General features: G+C 61.5%; 17 protein-coding genes. 9 read left to right on the top strand and 8 right to left on the bottom strand.

Annotation, left to right across the window (positions count from 1 at the left end):
* The first annotated feature begins 12 nt into the window (after positions 1 to 12).
* Positions 13 to 1,044 carry an aldo/keto reductase gene (locus AC1DV9_RS03770; protein WP_477942333.1) on the top strand — a complete coding sequence of 344 codons (1,032 nt, stop codon included), beginning with the start codon at positions 13 to 15 and terminating at the stop codon, positions 1,042 to 1,044.
* 15 nt (positions 1,045 to 1,059) lie between these two features.
* Here AC1DV9_RS03770 and AC1DV9_RS03765 read toward each other — a convergent pair whose 3' ends face one another.
* From AC1DV9_RS03765 to AC1DV9_RS03740, 6 genes are all read right to left on the bottom strand, one after another.
* A complete protein-coding gene (locus AC1DV9_RS03765; protein WP_477942335.1) occupies positions 1,060 to 2,136 on the bottom strand; it encodes an ABC transporter ATP-binding protein in 1,077 nt (358 codons plus the stop codon).
* A 46-nt stretch (positions 2,137 to 2,182) separates the two neighbouring features.
* Positions 2,183 to 3,070 carry a carbohydrate ABC transporter permease gene (locus tag AC1DV9_RS03760; protein ID WP_477831177.1) on the bottom strand — a complete coding sequence of 296 codons (888 nt, stop codon included), beginning with the start codon at positions 3,068 to 3,070 and terminating at the stop codon, positions 2,183 to 2,185.
* On the bottom strand, positions 3,067 to 3,975 hold the full coding sequence (locus tag AC1DV9_RS03755) for a carbohydrate ABC transporter permease (protein WP_477942336.1): 909 nt from the start codon (positions 3,973 to 3,975) through the stop codon (positions 3,067 to 3,069). The genes AC1DV9_RS03760 and AC1DV9_RS03755 overlap by 4 nt, the downstream gene beginning before the upstream one ends.
* A 64-nt stretch (positions 3,976 to 4,039) precedes the next feature.
* Positions 4,040 to 5,299 (bottom strand): ABC transporter substrate-binding protein, encoded by a 1,260-nt coding sequence (locus AC1DV9_RS03750; protein WP_477942337.1) that lies wholly within the window; start codon positions 5,297 to 5,299, stop codon positions 4,040 to 4,042.
* Positions 5,300 to 5,393: 94 nt separating this feature from the next.
* On the bottom strand, positions 5,394 to 6,296 hold the full coding sequence (locus tag AC1DV9_RS03745; protein ID WP_477942338.1) for a sugar phosphate isomerase/epimerase family protein: 903 nt from the start codon (positions 6,294 to 6,296) through the stop codon (positions 5,394 to 5,396).
* Between the two features lie 11 nt (positions 6,297 to 6,307).
* Positions 6,308 to 7,342: a Gfo/Idh/MocA family protein gene (locus tag AC1DV9_RS03740; protein ID WP_477942339.1), complete on the bottom strand. Its 1,035-nt coding sequence runs from the start codon at positions 7,340 to 7,342 to the stop codon at positions 6,308 to 6,310.
* Positions 7,343 to 7,604: 262 nt separating this feature from the next.
* Between AC1DV9_RS03740 and AC1DV9_RS03735 the strand changes: the two genes are divergently transcribed.
* The 8 genes from AC1DV9_RS03735 (at position 7,605) to AC1DV9_RS03700 (ending at position 15,512) form a co-directional block, all read left to right on the top strand.
* Positions 7,605 to 8,735, top strand: coding sequence for an ABC transporter ATP-binding protein (locus AC1DV9_RS03735; RefSeq protein WP_477942515.1), 1,131 nt, complete (start codon positions 7,605 to 7,607; stop codon positions 8,733 to 8,735).
* A 32-nt stretch (positions 8,736 to 8,767) separates the two neighbouring features.
* Positions 8,768 to 9,901 carry an ABC transporter substrate-binding protein gene (locus AC1DV9_RS03730; protein WP_477946281.1) on the top strand — a complete coding sequence of 378 codons (1,134 nt, stop codon included), beginning with the start codon at positions 8,768 to 8,770 and terminating at the stop codon, positions 9,899 to 9,901.
* Positions 9,902 to 10,079: 178 nt separating this feature from the next.
* Positions 10,080 to 10,904, top strand: coding sequence for an ABC transporter permease (locus AC1DV9_RS03725; protein WP_477946279.1), 825 nt, complete (start codon positions 10,080 to 10,082; stop codon positions 10,902 to 10,904).
* Complete coding sequence (locus tag AC1DV9_RS03720) at positions 10,901 to 11,749, top strand: ABC transporter permease (protein WP_477942343.1); 849 nt, start codon at positions 10,901 to 10,903, stop codon at positions 11,747 to 11,749. The genes AC1DV9_RS03725 and AC1DV9_RS03720 overlap by 4 nt, the downstream gene beginning before the upstream one ends.
* A gap of 9 nt (positions 11,750 to 11,758) precedes the next feature.
* Complete coding sequence (locus AC1DV9_RS03715; RefSeq protein ID WP_477942345.1) at positions 11,759 to 12,802, top strand: LacI family DNA-binding transcriptional regulator; 1,044 nt, start codon at positions 11,759 to 11,761, stop codon at positions 12,800 to 12,802.
* Positions 12,803 to 12,817: 15 nt separating this feature from the next.
* On the top strand, positions 12,818 to 13,639 hold the full coding sequence (locus tag AC1DV9_RS03710) for an inositol monophosphatase family protein (protein ID WP_477946277.1): 822 nt from the start codon (positions 12,818 to 12,820) through the stop codon (positions 13,637 to 13,639).
* Positions 13,636 to 14,391 carry a phosphodiesterase gene (locus AC1DV9_RS03705; protein WP_477942348.1) on the top strand — a complete coding sequence of 252 codons (756 nt, stop codon included), beginning with the start codon at positions 13,636 to 13,638 and terminating at the stop codon, positions 14,389 to 14,391. Before AC1DV9_RS03710 ends, AC1DV9_RS03705 begins: the two co-directional genes overlap by 4 nt.
* Before the next feature lie 83 nt (positions 14,392 to 14,474).
* On the top strand, positions 14,475 to 15,512 hold the full coding sequence (locus AC1DV9_RS03700; protein WP_112388925.1) for a substrate-binding domain-containing protein: 1,038 nt from the start codon (positions 14,475 to 14,477) through the stop codon (positions 15,510 to 15,512).
* Here AC1DV9_RS03700 and AC1DV9_RS03695 read toward each other — a convergent pair.
* Both AC1DV9_RS03695 and AC1DV9_RS03690 read right to left on the bottom strand, forming a co-directional pair.
* A complete protein-coding gene (locus tag AC1DV9_RS03695) occupies positions 15,502 to 16,800 on the bottom strand; it encodes an MFS transporter (RefSeq protein ID WP_477942350.1) in 1,299 nt (432 codons plus the stop codon). The two genes, AC1DV9_RS03700 and AC1DV9_RS03695, sit on opposite strands and share 11 nt — an antisense overlap.
* Positions 16,801 to 16,915: 115 nt before the next feature.
* Complete coding sequence (locus AC1DV9_RS03690) at positions 16,916 to 18,115, bottom strand: multidrug effflux MFS transporter (RefSeq protein ID WP_477942353.1); 1,200 nt, start codon at positions 18,113 to 18,115, stop codon at positions 16,916 to 16,918.
* Between the last annotated feature and the right edge of the window lie 149 nt (positions 18,116 to 18,264).

The following is an 18,264-nucleotide window of genomic DNA, read 5'->3' as shown; positions in this document are numbered from 1 at the left end:
GGAGGATTTTCAATGGATTATCGCAAGCTTGGTCCGAGCGGCACAATCGTGACCGCCTATTGCCTGGGGACCATGACATTTGGCGCAGAGTCGGATGAGGCGACCTCGCACAAGCTGCTCGACGACTATTTCGCCTGGGGCGGCAACTTTATCGATACCGCAGATGTTTACAGTGCCGGCGTTTCCGAAGAGATCATCGGCCGCTGGCTGAAGGCCCGCCCGGCGGAGGCCAACCAAGCCGTGATCGCCACCAAGGGCCGCTTCCCAATGGGCGACGGGCCCAACGATATCGGTCTGTCGCGGCGCCACCTTCACGACGCGCTGAACGCATCGCTGAAGCGTCTCGGCGTCGATTATATCGATCTCTATCAGATGCATGCCTGGGACGCGCTGACGCCAATCGAGGAGACATTGCGCTTCCTCGACGACGCCGTATCGTCGGGCAAGATCGGCTATTATGGCTTTTCGAACTATGTCGGCTGGCATATCGCCAAAGCCTCGGAAATCGCCAAGGCACAGGGCTATACCCGCCCGGTGACGCTGCAGCCGCAATATAATCTGCTGATGCGCGATATAGAACTCGAGATCGTCGCGGCCTGCCAGGACGCCGGCATGGGCCTGCTTCCCTGGTCGCCGCTCGGCGGCGGCTGGCTGACCGGCAAGTACAAACGTGACCAGATGCCGACGGGTGCAACGCGCCTCGGCGAGAATCCGAAGCGCGGCGGCGAGGCCTATGAGGCCCGCAACGCGCAGGAACGCACCTGGAATATCATCAGCACGGTCGAGGAAATCGCCCGGGCACGCGGCATCAGCATGGCGCAGGTGGCACTTGCCTGGGTCGCGGCTCGCCCGGCAGTTACCTCGGTCATTCTCGGCGCCCGCACCACCGAACAGCTGGCCGACAATCTCGGCGCCGCCGAGCTGACGCTGTCGGATGAAGAAACGCAGCGGCTGACCGACATCAGCGCCCCGACGCCCGGACAATATCCCTACGGCGTCAACGGCACCAACCAACGTCATCGTAAGCTGGAAGGCGGACGCTGACAATCGAAGGCGGCGTCAGATCCTGACGCCGCTCGTTTCGTCGAAGAGATGAAGATGGGCGGGATCGACGGTCACGCCGATCGTCTCGCCCGCGTGCGAGCCACTGCGGCCGGTCTGGACGATCGTCATTTCGGGCGTGGTTGCCGTAGCGACGAAGGTCGATGAGCCCGTCGATTCCACAAAAGCGACAGGCACATCGAAGGTCCCCTGCCCCTGCCCGGTGATGCCGAGATGTTCAGGCCGCAGCCCCGCCGTCACCCTGGCGCCCGGCTGCAGCTGATGGTTGGAAGCGATGGTTTGCTTCACCGTTCCGAAATCGAGAACCAGGCTGCGTCCATCTTCGCCGGCGATTGCCGGGATGAAGTTCATCGCCGGTGAGCCAATGAAACCGCCAACGAACTTGTTGGCCGGCTTATCGTAGAGATCGAGCGGCTTGCCCTGCTGTTCGATGATCCCGTCACGCATGACGACGACATGGTCGGCCATGGTCATGGCTTCGATCTGGTCGTGTGTCACATAGACCGACGTCGCATGCAGCCGGTCGTGCAATGCGCGGATCTCCTTGCGCATCGAAACACGCAGCGCGGCATCGAGATTGGACAAGGGTTCATCGAACAGGAAGGCCTTGGGATTGCGGATAATGGCGCGACCCATGGCGACGCGCTGGCGCTGGCCGCCGGATAGCTGCCGGGGATAGCGATCGAGCAGGCCGGTCAGCCCCGCGATTGCCGCGACCTCCTGAGCCTTCTGCTTTGCTTCCGGCTTCGGAACCTTGCGCATGCGCAGCGAGTAGGTGAGATTCTGCTCGACAGTCATATGCGGGTAGAGCGCATAGGATTGGAAAACCATGGCAATGTCGCGCATGCGCGGCGGCACATCGTTCATCACGTCGCCGGCGATCTTCATCGTGCCGCCAGTGATCCGTTCGAGGCCCGCGAGCGATCGCAAGAGCGTCGATTTTCCGCAGCCGGATGGCCCGACCAGCGCCACGAACTGCCCCTTCGGGATCGTCAAATTGATATTCTTGAGGGCGTGGTAGGCGCCGTAGTGCTTCTCGATTCCGGAGAGTTCGATCTGGATGTCCTGATTCATGCGAGGCGACCTGTGATTGGAACGGAGAGCGGATTGTTCACGAGCATCATTTCACGGCTCCCACGGCAATGCCGCGCGTCAGAGTGCGCTGGAAGATCAGGAAGAAGATCAATGTCGGCGCAATGCCGAGCAGAGCTGCGGCAGCCGTCGTCGTCGGCGTCTGTACAAACTGGCCGTTGAGCACGCCCATCGATACGGAAACCGTCTGGTTGACATTCGAGACCAGCAGCACCAACGGCAGCAGGAACTCATTCCACGTCCAGATGAAGAAGAAGGTCGCCAGCACCGCCAGCGTCGGCATCAGCATCGGCACGACGATCGTCCAGAGAATTTTCCACGGTGTCGCGCCATCCATCTCGGCCGCCTCGATGATCTCGCGCGGGAATGCGGTCATGACCGACGAGAGAAGATAGGTGCCGAAGGCGCTCTGCAGGACCGAGAAGACGATGATCACCGACCAGATCGTGTCGAACAGTCCGACGGCCTTGGAGAGATAGTAGATTGGATAGATCAGCGATTCATGCGGGATCATGATGCCGACGAGCAGGATCGTCAGCATGTATTTGCTGCCCTTGACCTTGCCGATACCGAACGCATAGGCATTCAACAGACTGAGCAGCACGGCGATAACGGCTGTCGATGCGCTGATGATCGTGCTGTTGATCAGCTTTTGCGTGAAATCGACATTGTTCCAGAACGTCTTGAGCGCTGTCAGGTCGAAGCTTCGGGGAATAGCGAGTGGCCCGTAGGTGCCGTAGTCCTCAGGTGTCCGGATCGCGTTGGTGAACGCCAGCACGAAGGGGCACAGGAAGAGGATGAGCGCGAAGGAAATAGCGGCAAGCACCCACCAGCGCGATGATCCATACATCGAGCCGGTCGATGCCGCATGCGCCGGCCGGCTGGCCGTGTCGAGGGAGATCGCTGCTTCGCTCATCGATCGTTCTCCGTGTGACGCGACTGGATGCGGATGAAAATGAAGCAGATGACGAGGGTCATCAGCATCTGCGCCGTGGTGATCGCCGCACCATATCCAACGCGGTTGGTGGCGAAGAATTCGTGGTAGGACATCTGCGACGGCACCATTGTTGCGTTGTCGGGTCCGCCAGAAGTCAGCACGAAGATCGGCGCGAAGACCTTGAGCGCAGCAATGGTCGTGGTCAGGCCGACGACGAAGATCTCGGGTTTCAGGAGAGGCACGGTGATCGTCCAGAAGCGTTGCAGCCAGGCGGCACCATCGAGCTCTGCCGCCTCCTGCAGCGAGGGATCGACGCGGGCAAGGCCGGACATGAAGACGACGAGGCAATAGCCGAGCTGCAGCCATACCATAACGACCATGATCGCCCAGAGCGCCAGCTGCGGCTCACCGAGCCAGTTCTGCTTGAGGCTGCCCATACCGGTTGCATCGAGGATGGCGTTGATGATGCCGAACGGGTTCAGCATCCAGCCCCAGAGGATGCCGGCGGCCGAGACCGGCAGGATCTGCGGCAGATAAAAGCCGGCCCGGAAGAAGCTGGCAAGCGCGTTGGAAAAGCGCGAACTGATGTAGTCGAACAGAAGCGCGGCAAGAAGAACGCCGATCGCGGTCGGGATGATCGCCATGGCGAAGACGAAGGCGGCGGTGTTGACCAGCGAATGCCAGAACGTATCGTCCGTCAGCAGCCGTTCGTAGTTGCGCAGACCGGCGAATTTCGGAATGCCGATGCCCTTCCACGTCGTGAAGCTGATTGCCAGGTTCATGACGAACGGGATGAGAATGATGGTCACGAAACCAAGCATTCCGGGTATCAGGTAAAACCAATAGACCCTGCCCGGCTGTGCGTCCGCGGATGCGCCCGACATATTTCCTCCGGCTTCATTTGAGAGGGGAAGCAGGGCGCCGTGGCGCCCTGCCGGTCAGGATGACTTACTGGTCGCCCTGCACTTCGTCGTAGGGTTCCTTCAGGCGTTCGGCGAATTCCTCGGGCGTGACCGAGCCGCCGATGACAGCCTGAGTGGCCTTCAGCATGACGTCGTAGTAGCCGGGAACCGGCCAGTCCGGATAGAAGCCGAGGCCATTCTGGGCGACGAGCTTGTTGAAGAGCTCAACCTCGATCTTGCCGACCGGATCGGTGACCATGGCCGGATCGGCGGCGATGGGCAGGCCGCCGGAATTGCCGAACAGCGCCTGGTTATCCTTCGACAGCGTGATGTCGATGAAGTCGTATGCGAGGTCCTTGTTCTTGGCATTCTTCGGCACGACCCAGATATTGCCGGTCGAAGCGGGCGAAATGACATTGCCCGGGAACAGGAACTGGCTGGCTTTGAAGTTCTTGATGGCGCCGAACTGGGCACCGTACCAGGTACCGGTCACCACCATCGGCGACTTGCCGGTTTCGAACAGGTTCGCCATGTCAGGCGCCTTGAGGCCAGTCGAATCCTTGGAGATATAGCCCTTCTTCACCCACTCCTGCAGCTTCTGGCCGGCATAGACGAAGGGGGCGGTATCGAGCGGCGTGCGGATCGCCTGGAAGTCGTTGACCCACTTCGGATCGGCCTTCGACAGCGCGAAGAGATACATCAGATGCTGGGCCGGGTAATCGTTGGCAGCCTCTGCGATCGGCGTGACGCCCTTCTTGACGAAGACGTCCATCACCTTTTCCATCTCTTCGAGGGTCTTGGGAACCTCGACGCCGGCTTCCTTGAACATGTTCTCGTTGTAGAACACCGAGACGAATTCGCCGTAATTGGCGACGCCGATCAGCGGACCGTTGCCGTAGATTCCCTTCTCGTCGTAGCGGCTCAGCTGGTTGCTGGCATCGGAGAGAACTTTGTCCCAGCCGCGCTGCTTTGCAACGTCGCCGAGATCGGTCAGCAGGCCCTGCGAGGCGGCGAGACCGGCAACGGCATTGCCCTTGTTGTATTCCATCAGATCCGGCGCTTCGGCCGAGTTCAGGATCATGGTGCCGGATTTGGTGATCTGGTCGAAGGTCTTCAGCTCGAACTGAACTTTGACGTCGGGATGCTTCTCCTGGAAGGTTTCAAGTGCCTTCTTCCAGGTGATACCGGCGGCACTTGCCGCGTCTTCATACCACCAGATCTTGAAGGTCTTGTCCTCGGCATGAACGGTGCCGGACAGCAGCATCGAAACGCCGAGCGCCAACGCCAGTTTTGATATCGCTTTCATACTTTCCTCCCAAAAGCGGCCATGCCGCGAAAGCTTAAATGATCGCGTTGCACGCCTGGCCTCCTCCGCCGGCGCACGCCGCACGATAGGTCAGTCAAACCGGATCGGCAACAAAATCGCCGCCCCGGGCATGCTTTAGGTGGTTCAGCGCATGGACCTGACCGGTCATCTCCAGCGCGTCGCGGTAAACAGGGTCATGCCAGCCTTCGATATCGATCGAACCGGACCATCCGGCGAGGCGCAGTTCGGAGATGATATCGGTCCAGTTGCTGTCGCCGAAGCCCGGCGTGCGCATAAAGACGAACTTCTCTTTGCCGAAAATGCCGTGCTCCTTGATCACATCCCAGCGGATCGTCGCGTCCTTGCCGTGAACGTGGAAGATCTTCGAGGCCCATTTGCGGATCTGCGGCAGCGGCTCGATCAGATAAACCATCTGATGGCAGGGTTCCCATTCGAGGCCGATATTGTCATCGGGTGTCTCGTTGAAGATCAGTTCCCAGGCATCCGGATTATGAGCGATGTTCCAGTCGCCGGTCGCCCAGTTGCCGTCCATTGCGCAGTTTTCGAAGGCGATCTTGACGCCCTTGTCGGCTGCCCGCTTTGCGAGATCACCGAAGACCTGCTTGTAGCGCGGCAGGCTGTCGGTCAGCACCTTGCCGCGGAGACGGCCCGTGAAGCCGGCAACGCAGGTGGCGCCGAAATGATGGGCATTGTCGATGCAATCCTTCCAGCCCTGCAGCGTCTGCAGGTCGATATCGGTCTCTTCGAGCGGGTTGCCGAACATGCCGAGAGTCGAGATGGTGATGTCGCGGTCGCCGATCGCATCCAGCGAGCGCTTGCCGAGCTCGGCGAGATCCTGGCCGTTGGTCGTCTGCCAGAAGAACGGCTCAAAACTTTCGAAACCCATATCGGCGATCTGGCCGATGCGCTTGTCAGCGCCGCCCTTGGAAGCGCTGATCATGGTGCCGATGCGGATGGACTTTGCGGGGTTGCTCACGATCTCATGTCCTATGCTGAAATTTCAATGCGCTTGCCGGTTCTGGCGCTCTCGATGGCGCCGAAAACCATGGCAAGACTTCTGATATTGTCGGAACTGACGGTCTCGGGCCGTTTGCCGGAGCGGATGGCCCCGACGAAACTGGCGATGACGCTGGCATGGCCATGCGTCTCGTCATCATGCTCGGGCTGTGGAACCTCGACGGCGCTGAAGCCATGCAACAGGCCGGGCTCCACGCCCGAAACGGCTGCGCTGAAGTTCTCCGCACCATCCCAGGTCAGCATGCCCTTCGAGCCGACCAGCCGCCACTCGCTTTCCCAGCTGGTGCGCTCGCCTTCGGCGCACCACGAGCCGCGATAGGTGAAGATCACATCATCGGCGAATTCAAATGTGGCATTGGCTGAGGCGCCATGACGGTACCACGAGCCCTTCGGATTCTTCTCGACACAATAGACGGCCAGCGGCTTCTTGCCCGCCACATAGCGGGCGGCGTCGAAGGTATGGATCGCCATGTCGAGCAAAAGGACATTGTCCATCTCCTCGCGAAAACCGCCGAAATGCGGGGCGATGAAGAAGTCGCAATGGATGCCGGTCAGGTCGCCGATCGCTCCGCTCTCGACGAAGCGGCGCATGCGGCGCACGCCCGAGATGAAGCGGCGGTTCTGGATGATGGCGTGGATCTTGCCGGTATCGGCAGCGAGATCGATCAGCGCTGCACCTTCTGCAAGCGAGGTCGCCATCGGCTTTTCGCTGAGCACATGGCAACCGGCCTTCAGGGCCGTGGAGACCACATTGAAACGGGCGGAGGGAATGACGACGTCGAAGACGATATCGGCCTTGGCCTGCTTGATCACATCGCCAAGGTCGGTGCCGATGACAGCATCGCTCAAGCCGAACTCGGCAGCGAGCGCTTCGGCGACAGCAGGGTTCAAATCCACTAGGCCCTTGACGGCGATCGCACCGGCCAGCGCCGGCGTGTCCTTGATCGCTCGCAGCCAGCCTTTCGACATGGCTCCGCACCCGCATAAAACGGCATTCAATGTCACGATTTCCTCCCGCGGCGCGCTTTCAGTCTCCTCCGAAAGCGCATCCCGTAAACGTTTACGATACTATTCGGAAAGGTTTCCCGCTGTCAAGGCACCGATAAATTAGAAAAAATGCTGCGGAAAACACCAGTGAAAGCCAGCGCTTAGGCTGGTTTGCGCCGCAGCGCAGCACAGAAATATCTGCGGTGTCATCTGGCTGTTAAACAAACATTCTACTAAGCTCCGGATCGGATTGCACAGCCGTGCAATGGGAGGAGACATGATGAACCAGGACGCGTTTCTGGAACTGAGTTCTGTTGCCTGCAGATATGGCAGCACAAAGGTTCTGAACGATATCAACCTCAGCATTCAGCGCGGCGAATTCGTGGCCCTTCTCGGCTCTTCCGGCTGTGGAAAGACGACGCTGCTGCGGGTGCTGGCCGGCTTTATCTCTCCCTCCTCGGGCGCCGTCAGCGTCCGGCATCGCGATGTCACGCATCTGCCGCCGGACAAGCGCGGCATGGCGCTGGTCTTCCAATCCTACGCTCTCTGGCCGCATATGACGGTGGCGCAGAATATCGGCTACGGCCTGAAGCTGCGCGGCGTTGCGAAGGCGGAAATCGCCACGCGCGTCGCCGCCATGCAGAGCCTGCTCGGCCTCGACGGGCTTGGCGCGCGCAAGCCGGCCGCACTGTCGGGCGGCCAGCGCCAGCGTGTCGCCCTTGGCCGCGCATTGGCCATCGACCCTGAGATCCTGCTGCTCGATGAGCCGCTTTCCAATCTCGACGCCCGCATTCGCCTCACGGTCCGCCACGAGCTTCGCGCGCTGCAGAAGCGTCTCGGCATCACCGCCGTCCACGTCACCCACGATCGCGAGGAGGCCATGGTGATGGCCGATCGCATCGTCATCCTCAATGCCGGAGAGATCGCCCAGCAGGGAACGCCCGAGGATGTCTACAACCGCCCGGCATCCGCCTTCGTAGCTGCCTTCATGGGCGCCGAGAACGTGCTGCCGCTGGAAGGCGTGCCGCAGGGCGACAGTTTCCACATCGCCGCAGGTCCTGCCAATGCCGCAGGCAGCGTGCCGCTGCTCGGCCGCAAGCTTGCGGCCGGCGCCATCGAGGCGCGGTTCCGGCCGGAAGCCGCCCAGCTGCTGCCGATGGACACGCCGATCGCGGCACCCGGCATGACCTTCGAGGGCGAGGTGACCGCCGTCAGCTATCCGGGCGGCCATTGGCGCCATTCCGTCAGGCTCGGCGAGCGCGACATCATGGCCGATGCGCCACGCGCCTTCGAGCCCGGTGACCGCGTGCAGGTCCATATCGGACCGGACGCGCTGTTTCTTTTCAATTCGCCGGAGTCCAACCCGGCCATTGCCATTTCCCGGTCCGCGGCCGGGAAAGCTCACGCATGACTTTATCTTTTTGAACCCATGGAGACATACTCATGAAGAGACTGACCTATGCAGCTTTCGCCGTCGCTCTCGCCGCCTTCCCGCTGAAGGCCGAAGAACTGACCGTTGCGACCGCTGGCGACCAGAACATGGTCGATTACATCAACCAGTATCTCGGACCGCTTTTTGAAAAGGCCTATCCGGGCAACACGGTTCGCGCCGTCGGCACCGGTCCCGGCGACGCCGGTTCGCAGAAGATCCTTGAGCGCTTCGACGCCCAGCAGGCTGCCAACACGGCAAACTGGGATATCGACGTTGCCGTCGTCCACGAGAAGTTCGCTGGCCCGATGGTCCAGAAGGGCTATCTCGAAAAGTATCGCGGCGCGATCGACACCGGCAAGCTGGTCTCGCGCGACAACGCCAAGAACGCCCTCGGTTCCGACGTCGACGGCTATGTCATGCCGATGTTCAACAGCCAGACGGCGATCGCCTACAACCCGGCTCTCGTTCCGAACCCTCCGAAGAGCTACACCGAGCTCGCAGCCTGGGCCAAGGAACATCCGAAGCAGTTCGGCTATAACGGCATCAAGGGCGGCGCTTCGGGCGTCAGCTTCGTCATGGGCTGGATCTACGCCTTCGGCGGCGGAGATGCTGCCAACCTGATGACCGGCCCGTTCAAGCAGGACGAGACCACCAAGTGGGGCGATGCCTTCAAGAGCCTCGACGACTTCACCAAGAACGCAACGCTGACGCCTGGCAACGCCGGCACGCTCGACCTGCTGTCGCGCGGTGAGATCGCCATGGGCCCAGTCTGGGTCGACATGTTCTACTCCTGGCAGGCCAATGGCCAGCTGCCGCCGGAACTGAAGCTGGTTCTGCCGGCTCCGGGCATGCCGGGCCAGCCGATGCACTATGTCGTTCCGGCCAAGGCATCGCATAAGAACCTCGCCGAGAAGTTCATCGCGCTCGCCACCAGCCCTGAAGTTCAGGCCGACGGCATCGTGAAGAAGTTCAACTGGTATCCGGGTATCGACGCCCAGTTCGTCAAGCCGAAGCTCGACGACGCCACCTGGAACAAGCTGTTCGTCGACATCACGCCTGAAGACCTTGCCACCAAAGGCAAGCCCTTCCCGATCGCGCCTTACAACACCGCGATCCTCGAAGCCTACGAGCAGTCTGTGAAGTAACGCACTGTCTTCTCCCCAGCGGGGAGAAGATGTCCGAAGGACAGATGAGGGGGTGAGCGACAAAGGAGCGAACGGCCGGCGCAAGCAAGGCCGCTCCCCACCCAGATCGCCCCCTCATCCGGCCCTCCGGGCCACCTTCTCCCCGAGGGGAGAAGGGAACAAGAAGCGAGGTCAAACGATGTCCAGACGCCTGCTCGGTCTCTTGCTCGTGCTTCCGGCACTTGCGGTGATTGCCTTTCTCTTCATCCTGCCGCTGATCATGTCGGCGGTTGGCGCCTTCAGGATCGAAGGCGGCGGGTTCGGCTGGGACAATTTCTACAAGACCTTCGATCTCTACACCAAGGACATCATCTTTTCGGTGGTGATCATCACCATCTCGACCATCCTGATCGGCCTCGCCTCGATCGCCATCGGCGGCTATCTCACGCTCGGCGAGCATCCAGTCGCCGTTGCCATCCTGCGCTGGCTCTATCGCTGGCCGATGTTCATTCCCTTCATCGTCGTCGGCCAGATCCTGCGCACGTTCCTCGCCAAAAGCGGCCTGATGAACAGCACGCTGATCAGCCTGGGGCTGCTGACGCCGATCGACGCCCAAAGCTATCTCGACTGGCGCGGCATCGTCATTGCCTTCGTCTGGAAACAGACGCCGTTCGTGACGCTGCTCGTTGCCGGCGCCATGGCCTCGGTCAATCGCGACACGATCGAGGCGGCCCGCAATCTCGGGGCATCGCGCCTGCGCCTGCTCTTCGAAATCCTGGTGCCGCAGGTGTCGGTAACGCTGACCGTCGGCCTGATCCTGTCTTTCGTCACCATGATGTCCGTTCTCTCGGTACCGCTGATGATCAACGCGCAGTCGCCGACGATGCTGACCGCCGACATAGCCTTCCGCGTCAACGCCTATGGTGACTATGGCGTCGCCAATGCCCTCGGCCTCGTGTCGCTGGTGCTCGCCTCGTCGGTCGCCTGGATCTACCTGCGCCAGAGCCTGAAGGAGCGCGCATGACCCTCGCCACGATTTCCCCTTCGCAATCGCAAGCGAGCCCGCTCTCGGCACTCTGGTGGATCCCGCGCGGCATCATCTTCGGCCTGATGGCCTTCTTCATCTTCGGGCCGCTGGCAAACCTGCTGCTCTGGACGGTCGCCGAGAAATGGTACTTCCCGCACAGCCTGCCGCTGCAATATGGCTTCAGCAGCTGGGCCAAGGTGTTCGCGCCGCGCGGCGGCGCGCTGGAATCGCTGACCAATTCGCTGATCGTCGCCGTGCTGACCGTCGTCTTCTCGTTGCTGCTGGCGATCCCTGCCGGTTACGCGCTGGCGCGGCTGAAATTGCCTTTCCGGGCGCTGATCCTGCTGGCCTTCCTGATTCCTCAGGCCTTTCCCAACCTGACGGTCTATGTGAACGTCGCCCGCATCTTCTACGAAATCCGCCTCAACGGCACGATCCTTGGCGTCGTTCTCGTCCATGCGTCGCATGGTCTGGTCTACGCCGTCTGGATTGCCACGGCGGCCTTTTCGGCGATCGACGAGGAGCTGGAGCAGGCGGCGCGCTCGGCGGGCGCCAGTGCCATCAGGGCTTTCATGGATATCACCTTGCCGCTGGCCGCACCCGGCCTGATGGCGAGCGCCATCTTCGTTTTCCTTGAAAGTCTCGATGAATTTACCGGAAGCTATTTCGTCGGCGCACCGGATGTGAACATGCTGCCGCTTCTGCTGTATACTGCAGGTTCCGGCGGTAATTATCAGATCGCCTCGATCACTGCCCTCTTGCTGCTCATTCCTTCCTTGGTCTTTATGTTTATCGTCGAGCGATTCCTGAAGGCAGACGTCCTTTCACGCGTGGGGCATTGAGAGATTGTCATGAATGACGGCCCGATCAACGACGCCAAGAACCAGCGCAAGGAGCGGATGCGCTTCGTCAGCGCCGAGCAGGTGGCGCAGCTTGCCGGCGTTTCGCGATCGGCGGTTTCGCGCACCTTCACGCCAGGCGCCAGCGTCGCACCGCTGACGCGCGAGAAGGTGCTGAAGGCAGCCGACGAGCTCGGTTATCAGGTCAACGATCTGGCGCGCGGCGTGCTTGCCAACCAGAGCCGGCTTGTCGGCATCGTTGCGACACGGCCAGAAGTCGGCTTCCGGGCCCACCTCGCGGCGGCCTTGTCGAAGGCGCTGATCCAGCGCGGCAGCATTCCGATCCTGATCAACACCGGTCAGACCGAAGAGGAAATGCTGGCCGCCCAGAAGATGCTGATCGGCCACCGCGCCGAGGCAACGATCATCCTCTCCGGCTCGCCGCCGGCCAATTTCGTCGAGCTGGCGCATCGTAATGGCCAGCCGCTGGTGGTGATCGGCCGCTCCGAGCCGGATGCCGACCACGTGCGCGCCGGCAACTCCGAAGCCTCGCGCAAAGCGGCCAACGCCTTTTTCGAAAAGGGCCGGCGGAAGCTTGCCGTCGCCGCATCCTTCTCGGCGACCTCCAGCATCGCCGAACGCGAGAACGCCTTCAGAACCGCCGCCGAAGCGCTGGGGGCAACCGTCACCATCGGCCGCGGTAAGGATTCCGACTATGACAGCGGCATCGCCGCCGCCAGGCAGCTTTTCGCACGTCCGGACGACCATCCCAACGCCGTCTACTGCGCCAACGACCAGATCGCCTTCGGGCTGATGGACTATGTGCGCACCACGCTCGGCCTGCGCATCCCCGAAGACGTCGCCGTCATCGGCTTCGACGATGTTCCCGAAGCGGCCTGGCTGAGCTACCGGCTGACGACCTTCCGCCAAGACCCTGTCGTCATGGCGCAGCGCGCTGTCGAGCTCGTGGAAAAGCGGCTGGCCAATCCCGACCTCCCCCCCGCCTATGAGCGGGTCATTCCGGAGCTGATCGTCCGCGACAGCTTCGTTCCCTGACCCAGAAAGATCCCCATGCCCTGCGAATTCCCTGATGATCCGCGCTTCGTGCTGGCGCGGGAGGTAATCCTTGAAGCCGCGGCAAAGGCGCTCGCCTATTTTGCCGACCTGGCTTCGCTGGAAAGCAGCGAGAAGCTCAACGGCCAGGATATCGTCAGCGAGGCCGACAAGGCCGTCGAAGCGCTGATCCGCACACGCATCGCCGCCGCCTTTGCCGATGATGGCGTGCTCGGCGAGGAAGAGGGCCTAAGAGAAGGCCCATCGGGCTATCTCTGGGTGGTCGATCCGATCGACGGCACCAGCTGCTTCGTCAACGGCCTGGACCAGTGGTGCATCTCGATCGCCGTCATGAAGGGCACCGAGACGGTGCTCGGACTGATCTGCCAGCCATCGACAGGCGATCTCTTCGTTGCCAAGCAAGGCGCAGGCGCGCAGCTCAACGGGCGGCCGATGCAGGTGACCGGTACCGCCAGCATCTCGACCGGCCTGCTCGGCGTCGGCGCCAATTTCCGCATTCCGCTCCGGCAGGTGTCCGCCTTCATCGAACTGCTTCTGGAAGCGGGCGGCATGTTCATCCGCAATGGTTCGGGCGCGCTCATGCTGGCGCAGGTCGCCAGCGGACGGCTGGCTGGCTATTACGAGCCGCATATCAACGCCTGGGACTGCGCAGCCGGCCTGTTGATGATCCGCGAAGCCGGTGGCTGGACCGCGGACTTTCCGGGTGAAGGCGGAACGCTGCTGACCGGCGGCCCGGTCATCGCCGCAGCGCCGCAGATGCGCGACGAACTGCTTTCGCTTATCACTCATTCGCTTGCAAATGCCGAGGCTGCCGCATGAAGCTCATCCACATTTCCGATTTCCATCTGGTGTCCGCCGGTGAAACGCTGCTTGGCCTCGATCCCGCCGCCCGCATGGATGCGTGTCTTTCCGACGTCGAACAGTTTCACCCGGACGCTTCGCTCGTCGTCGTATCGGGCGATCTTTCGGAGACCGGTGGCACCGACACCTACGAGATCCTGAAGTCCCGCGTTCAGCGCTCGCCGCTGACCATCCGGCTGATGCTCGGCAATCACGATATCCGCGAGAATTTTGCCGCAGCGCTCCCGGATCAGATGGCTGAAAACGGCTTTGCCCAGGCAGCGATCGATCTGCCGGAGGGCCGGGTGATCACGCTCGATACGCTCGACGACGGCAAGGTGACCGGCAGGCTCTGCGCCGCCAGACTGGCCTGGCTCAAGGACAAGCTCGACGAAGCCCGTGACCGGCCGGTCTATCTCTTCATGCACCATCCGCCGGCCAAGGTGCATCTGCCTGCCCTCGACCTCTTCGGGCTTGCCGAACCGGAGCCGCTCTTCGACCTCCTGAAAAGCCATGGCAATGTGCGCCACATCTTCGCCGGCCACCTGCACCGGTTGATCACCGGCAACTGGCAGGGCATCCCTTTCACCATCGTGCGCAGTACCAACCACCAGACAGCGCTCGACTTCGTTTCACCGAAGACGACGAACTGCTTCGAGCCACCGGTCTATTCGATCATCCTCGCCGACCCGGATTCGCTCATTATTCATATCCACCAATTCGCCGATTGACGGCGGTAACGCTTTCCGGAAACGTTTTCCTGTGGCAAGAAGAGGGTTCTACGGGCTTTGATCGAGGAGGAAGATCGCCTGATATGAAAGGGATCCGACAACTTGCAAAGCATCTCGACATTTCGATCGGAACAGTTTCGCGCGCGCTGAACGGCAAGCCCGATGTGAACGAGGAAACCCGCAAGCGCGTTCTCGCCGCCGCCGAGGAGCTTGGCTATGTCGCCAATCAATCCGGCCGCAGCCTGCGTCAGGGAACGACCAACGCCATCGGCCTGATGATCGAATCCAGCAAGGAGACCGTCGAAAACAGCGACGACTTCTTCCTCGGCGTCACCGGCGGCCTGCAGAGCGTCCTGGCACGGCACAAGCTCGACCTCGTCATGCTGCCCTGCCCCAATGACGAAGACCCCTACGAATATCTGAAGCGCATGGTGGCGCGCCGCGTCGTCGATGCCATGATCATCTCGGCAACACAGCGGATCGACAAGCGCATCGATTTGCTGGTCAAGGCCAAGATCCCCTTTGTCAGCCTCGGCCGCAGCTCGTCGGGCGGCAACTACCCGTGGATCGACCTTGATTTCGAGGGCGTCGCGACGTCGGCCGTCGACCGGCTGGTTGCCAAGGGTCACCGCAAGATCGCTATCGCCGCACCGTCGAACGACATCAACCTTGGCTACATCTTCGTCGATTCCTACCGGCGGGCGCTGGAGCGGCATGGCATCAAATACGATCCCAATCTCGTCATCCGGGTGAAATCGAGCGAACAGGGCGGCTATCAGGCGGGCCATGAGCTCTTGCTGCTCGACAGCAAACCGACAGCCATCATCCTGATCTATGAGCTGATGGCATTCGGGCTCTATCGCCGGCTGGTCGAAGCGGGTGTGATTCCCGGCCGCAACCTCGCCATCATCGGCTTCCGCGAAGAGCCGCGCGGACGGTTCCTGCAGCCGTCGCTGACCTGCTTCCGCATGTCGCTACGCGATCTCGGCGTCGAACTCGCCGAGACCCTGCTTGCGACCATGCCGGCCTATGCGGAATCCTATCCGGAGGGAGCCCGCAACACGATCTGGCCACTAGAGCTGGTGCCCGGCGAAAGTGACGCGTTCTCGCTCACGTCCTGACTGTAGCCTGCGTATTCTCGTGGTCCTTGCGGGCGATCAGCTGCGTCACGAGGAAGACGAGCAGACCGCCTGCCGCCAGGCAGATCGCGAGGAAAATCATCGGTGCGATCGTGCTGCCCGTGCTGTCCTTGATCCAGGGCACGACGTTCTGGGCCACGAAGCCGCCGAGATTGCCGACCGAGTTAATCGCGGCGAGGCCGGCTGCGGCTCCCGCCCCTTTCAGGAAGCGGGACGGCAGGCTCCAGAATACCGGCTGCGGCGCAAAGATGCCGGCTGCGGCAACGCAGAGGAAGGCGAATTGCAGCGTGTTGTTGGGGATCAGCGCCGAGAGCAGCAGGCAGGCCGCACCGATAAAGGCCGGGATGACGATATAGGGCGTTTTCGACGGCGCCTTGTCGGCCATCGCAGGCACGGCATAGAGCGCGACGGCAACAAGAATCCACGGGATGACGTTGATGAAACCGTTGACCGTGTTGGTGACCCCAAAGCCGTGGACGATGGTCGGCAGCCAGTAGCTGAGACCATAGGCGGCCAGCGGAAACGCCACGTAGCAAAGCGACATCAACAGCACGCGCGGATCGATCAGCGCCTTGAAGCCGTTCTCGGCATTCTTGTCCATGCCGGCATTTTCGCTGTCGAGCCGGTTCTGCAGCCAGCTCTTTTCGTCGCTGCTCAGGAACGTCGCGGTCTGCGGGTTACCCGGCAGGTAGAAGAAGGTGACGATACCCGCGATGACGGCCGGAACACCCGTCGCCAGGAAAACCCATTCCCAGCCGGCGTAGCCATAGAGGCCATCGAGATCGAGCAGCATGCCGCCGAGCGGCGCGCCGACGGCGTTTGCCAGCGCACTGAAGATCATGAACAGGCCGACCATGCGGCCGCGATAATCCGCTGGGAACCAGAGCGTCAGCAGATAGAGCACGCCCGGGAAAAAGCCTGCCTCGCAGACGCCGAGCAGGAAGCGCAGGATGTAGAACATCGTCGCGTTCTGCGTATAGGCGAGCGCGATGGTGACGATGCCCCAGGAAACGAGAATACGCGCGAACCAGATGCGGGCGCCGAGCTTGTTGAGAAACAGGTTACTGGGAACTTCGAACAGGAAATAGCCGATGAAGAACAGCGAGGCGCCGAGGCCATAGGCATATTCGCTCATGCCGAGATCACCGACCATCTGCAGCTTGGCGAAACTGACATTCTGCCGGTCGATATAGGCGATGAGATAAAGGATGCCGAGGAACGGCATCAGGCGCCAGGTGATCTTGGAGATCAATTCCCGTTCGCTGACCATGCTTGCTTCTCCGAAATGATATTGCTCAGCAGGTACTTATGGCCCGGCCTGGGATTATCAATCGAACGTTGCACATATCGGTGCTGCCGCGCCGCCGGAGCGGCGCGGCAATGGTTCATTCGGCGGCCGCGACCGCGGCACGGCGGCCGATGGTTGCCTGCGTCACGGCAAAAGCCAGGAAAGCACAGATGGCGATACCGCTGGCCATCGGCAGGGCGGTGCCATCGGCAACGAGGCTTGAGAAGACCATGGCGACCGCTGAGATGACGAAATGCAGCGTGCCCATCAGTGACGACGCGGTGCCGGCGATCTCGCCGTGATCCTCCAGCGCCAGGACGGCGCTGGTCGGAATGACGAGGCCGAGGAAGCCGTATCCGGCGAACAGGAACACCGCCATGACAGGAAGCTGGTCGAGGCCGGCGGCCATCACGGCGACCATGGCGATCATCACAAGCGCGTAGGAGGTGACGGCGATGCGCATGACGCGGACAAGGCCGAACTTCTCACCAAGCCAGCCGGTTGCCTGTGACACGGCGAAGAACGACACCGCATTGATCGAGAAGGCGAAGCTGTATTGCGTCGGCGTCAGCCCGTAATGCTCGATGAGCACGAAGGGCGAATTGGCGAGATAGACGAGGAAGCTCGAGATACCCAGACCGCCGATGAAAGTCAGCGTCATGAAGTTGCGGTCGCGCAGAAGCATGCCGTAGGCGCGCATGGCGCCGGCGATGCTGCTTTCCTTGCGCTGGTGGGCAGGCCGCGTCTCGTCGAGCTGCGTTGCCAGCAGAAGGATACCGATGAAAGCCGCAATGGTGACGGCCCAGAACACGCCCCGCCAGCCGTAGAAGGCGATGACGGCGCTGCCGGTCAGCGGCGCAAGGATCGGCGAGATCGAGAAGACCAGCATCAGCAGCGACATCAGCCGCGCGGCCTGGACGCCGGTATGCATGTCGCGGACGACTGCACGCGGGATGACCATGCCGGCAGCACCACCGATGCCCTGGATAAAGCGGAAGGCGATCAGCGTTTCGATATTCTGTGCCAGCGCGCAGCCGACACTGGCGACGACGAAGATGCTGATACCGATATAGAGCGGCAGCTTTCTGCCCCACATGTCGGACAGCGGCCCATAGAGAAGCTGTGCCAGCGCAAATGAGATGAAGAAGGCAAGCAGGCTCAGCTGTGTCACGCTGTTATCGGAGTGAAGGTCCGCCCCGATGGACGGCAGAGCCGGTAGATACATGTCGATGGCAAACGGGCCGATGGCCGACAGCAGGCCGAGAATGAGCGCAGTGCGAAAGAATGGAGCGTTCATGGCGGTGATCTTTCATAAAAACGCAGCGGACGAGGCGGAAATTCACACCACCGCTTTGCTTTCGAAGGGGTTGAATTTGCGTGTCCGGAGCGGTCCATCGGCGTCTTGGGAGAAGCGCCAACGAATACGCATCAGTATGTCAATTATTT

The sequence above is a fragment of the Rhizobium sp. 01L410 genome (assembly GCF_056400165.1).
The sequence above is the reverse complement of the archived record's forward strand: the minus strand, read 5'-3'. Positions and strand labels throughout refer to the sequence as shown.

What these genes read in the sequence shown, in the direction of transcription:
- AC1DV9_RS03770 (WP_477942333.1), top strand. Translation starts at nt 13, where the DNA reads ATGGATTATCGCAAGCTTGGTCCGAGCGGCACAATCGTGACCGCCTAT.
- AC1DV9_RS03765 (WP_477942335.1), bottom strand. Translation starts at nt 2,136, where the DNA reads ATGAATCAGGACATCCAGATCGAACTCTCCGGAATCGAGAAGCACTAC.
- AC1DV9_RS03760 (WP_477831177.1), bottom strand. Translation starts at nt 3,070, where the DNA reads ATGAGCGAAGCAGCGATCTCCCTCGACACGGCCAGCCGGCCGGCGCAT.
- AC1DV9_RS03755 (WP_477942336.1), bottom strand. Translation starts at nt 3,975, where the DNA reads ATGTCGGGCGCATCCGCGGACGCACAGCCGGGCAGGGTCTATTGGTTT.
- AC1DV9_RS03750 (WP_477942337.1), bottom strand. Translation starts at nt 5,299, where the DNA reads ATGAAAGCGATATCAAAACTGGCGTTGGCGCTCGGCGTTTCGATGCTG.
- AC1DV9_RS03735 (WP_477942515.1), top strand. Translation starts at nt 7,605, where the DNA reads ATGAACCAGGACGCGTTTCTGGAACTGAGTTCTGTTGCCTGCAGATAT.
- AC1DV9_RS03730 (WP_477946281.1), top strand. Translation starts at nt 8,768, where the DNA reads ATGAAGAGACTGACCTATGCAGCTTTCGCCGTCGCTCTCGCCGCCTTC.
- AC1DV9_RS03725 (WP_477946279.1), top strand. Translation starts at nt 10,080, where the DNA reads ATGTCCAGACGCCTGCTCGGTCTCTTGCTCGTGCTTCCGGCACTTGCG.
- AC1DV9_RS03720 (WP_477942343.1), top strand. Translation starts at nt 10,901, where the DNA reads ATGACCCTCGCCACGATTTCCCCTTCGCAATCGCAAGCGAGCCCGCTC.
- AC1DV9_RS03715 (WP_477942345.1), top strand. Translation starts at nt 11,759, where the DNA reads ATGAATGACGGCCCGATCAACGACGCCAAGAACCAGCGCAAGGAGCGG.
- AC1DV9_RS03710 (WP_477946277.1), top strand. Translation starts at nt 12,818, where the DNA reads ATGCCCTGCGAATTCCCTGATGATCCGCGCTTCGTGCTGGCGCGGGAG.
- AC1DV9_RS03705 (WP_477942348.1), top strand. Translation starts at nt 13,636, where the DNA reads ATGAAGCTCATCCACATTTCCGATTTCCATCTGGTGTCCGCCGGTGAA.
- AC1DV9_RS03700 (WP_112388925.1), top strand. Translation starts at nt 14,475, where the DNA reads ATGAAAGGGATCCGACAACTTGCAAAGCATCTCGACATTTCGATCGGA.
- AC1DV9_RS03695 (WP_477942350.1), bottom strand. Translation starts at nt 16,800, where the DNA reads ATGGTCAGCGAACGGGAATTGATCTCCAAGATCACCTGGCGCCTGATG.
- AC1DV9_RS03690 (WP_477942353.1), bottom strand. Translation starts at nt 18,115, where the DNA reads ATGAACGCTCCATTCTTTCGCACTGCGCTCATTCTCGGCCTGCTGTCG.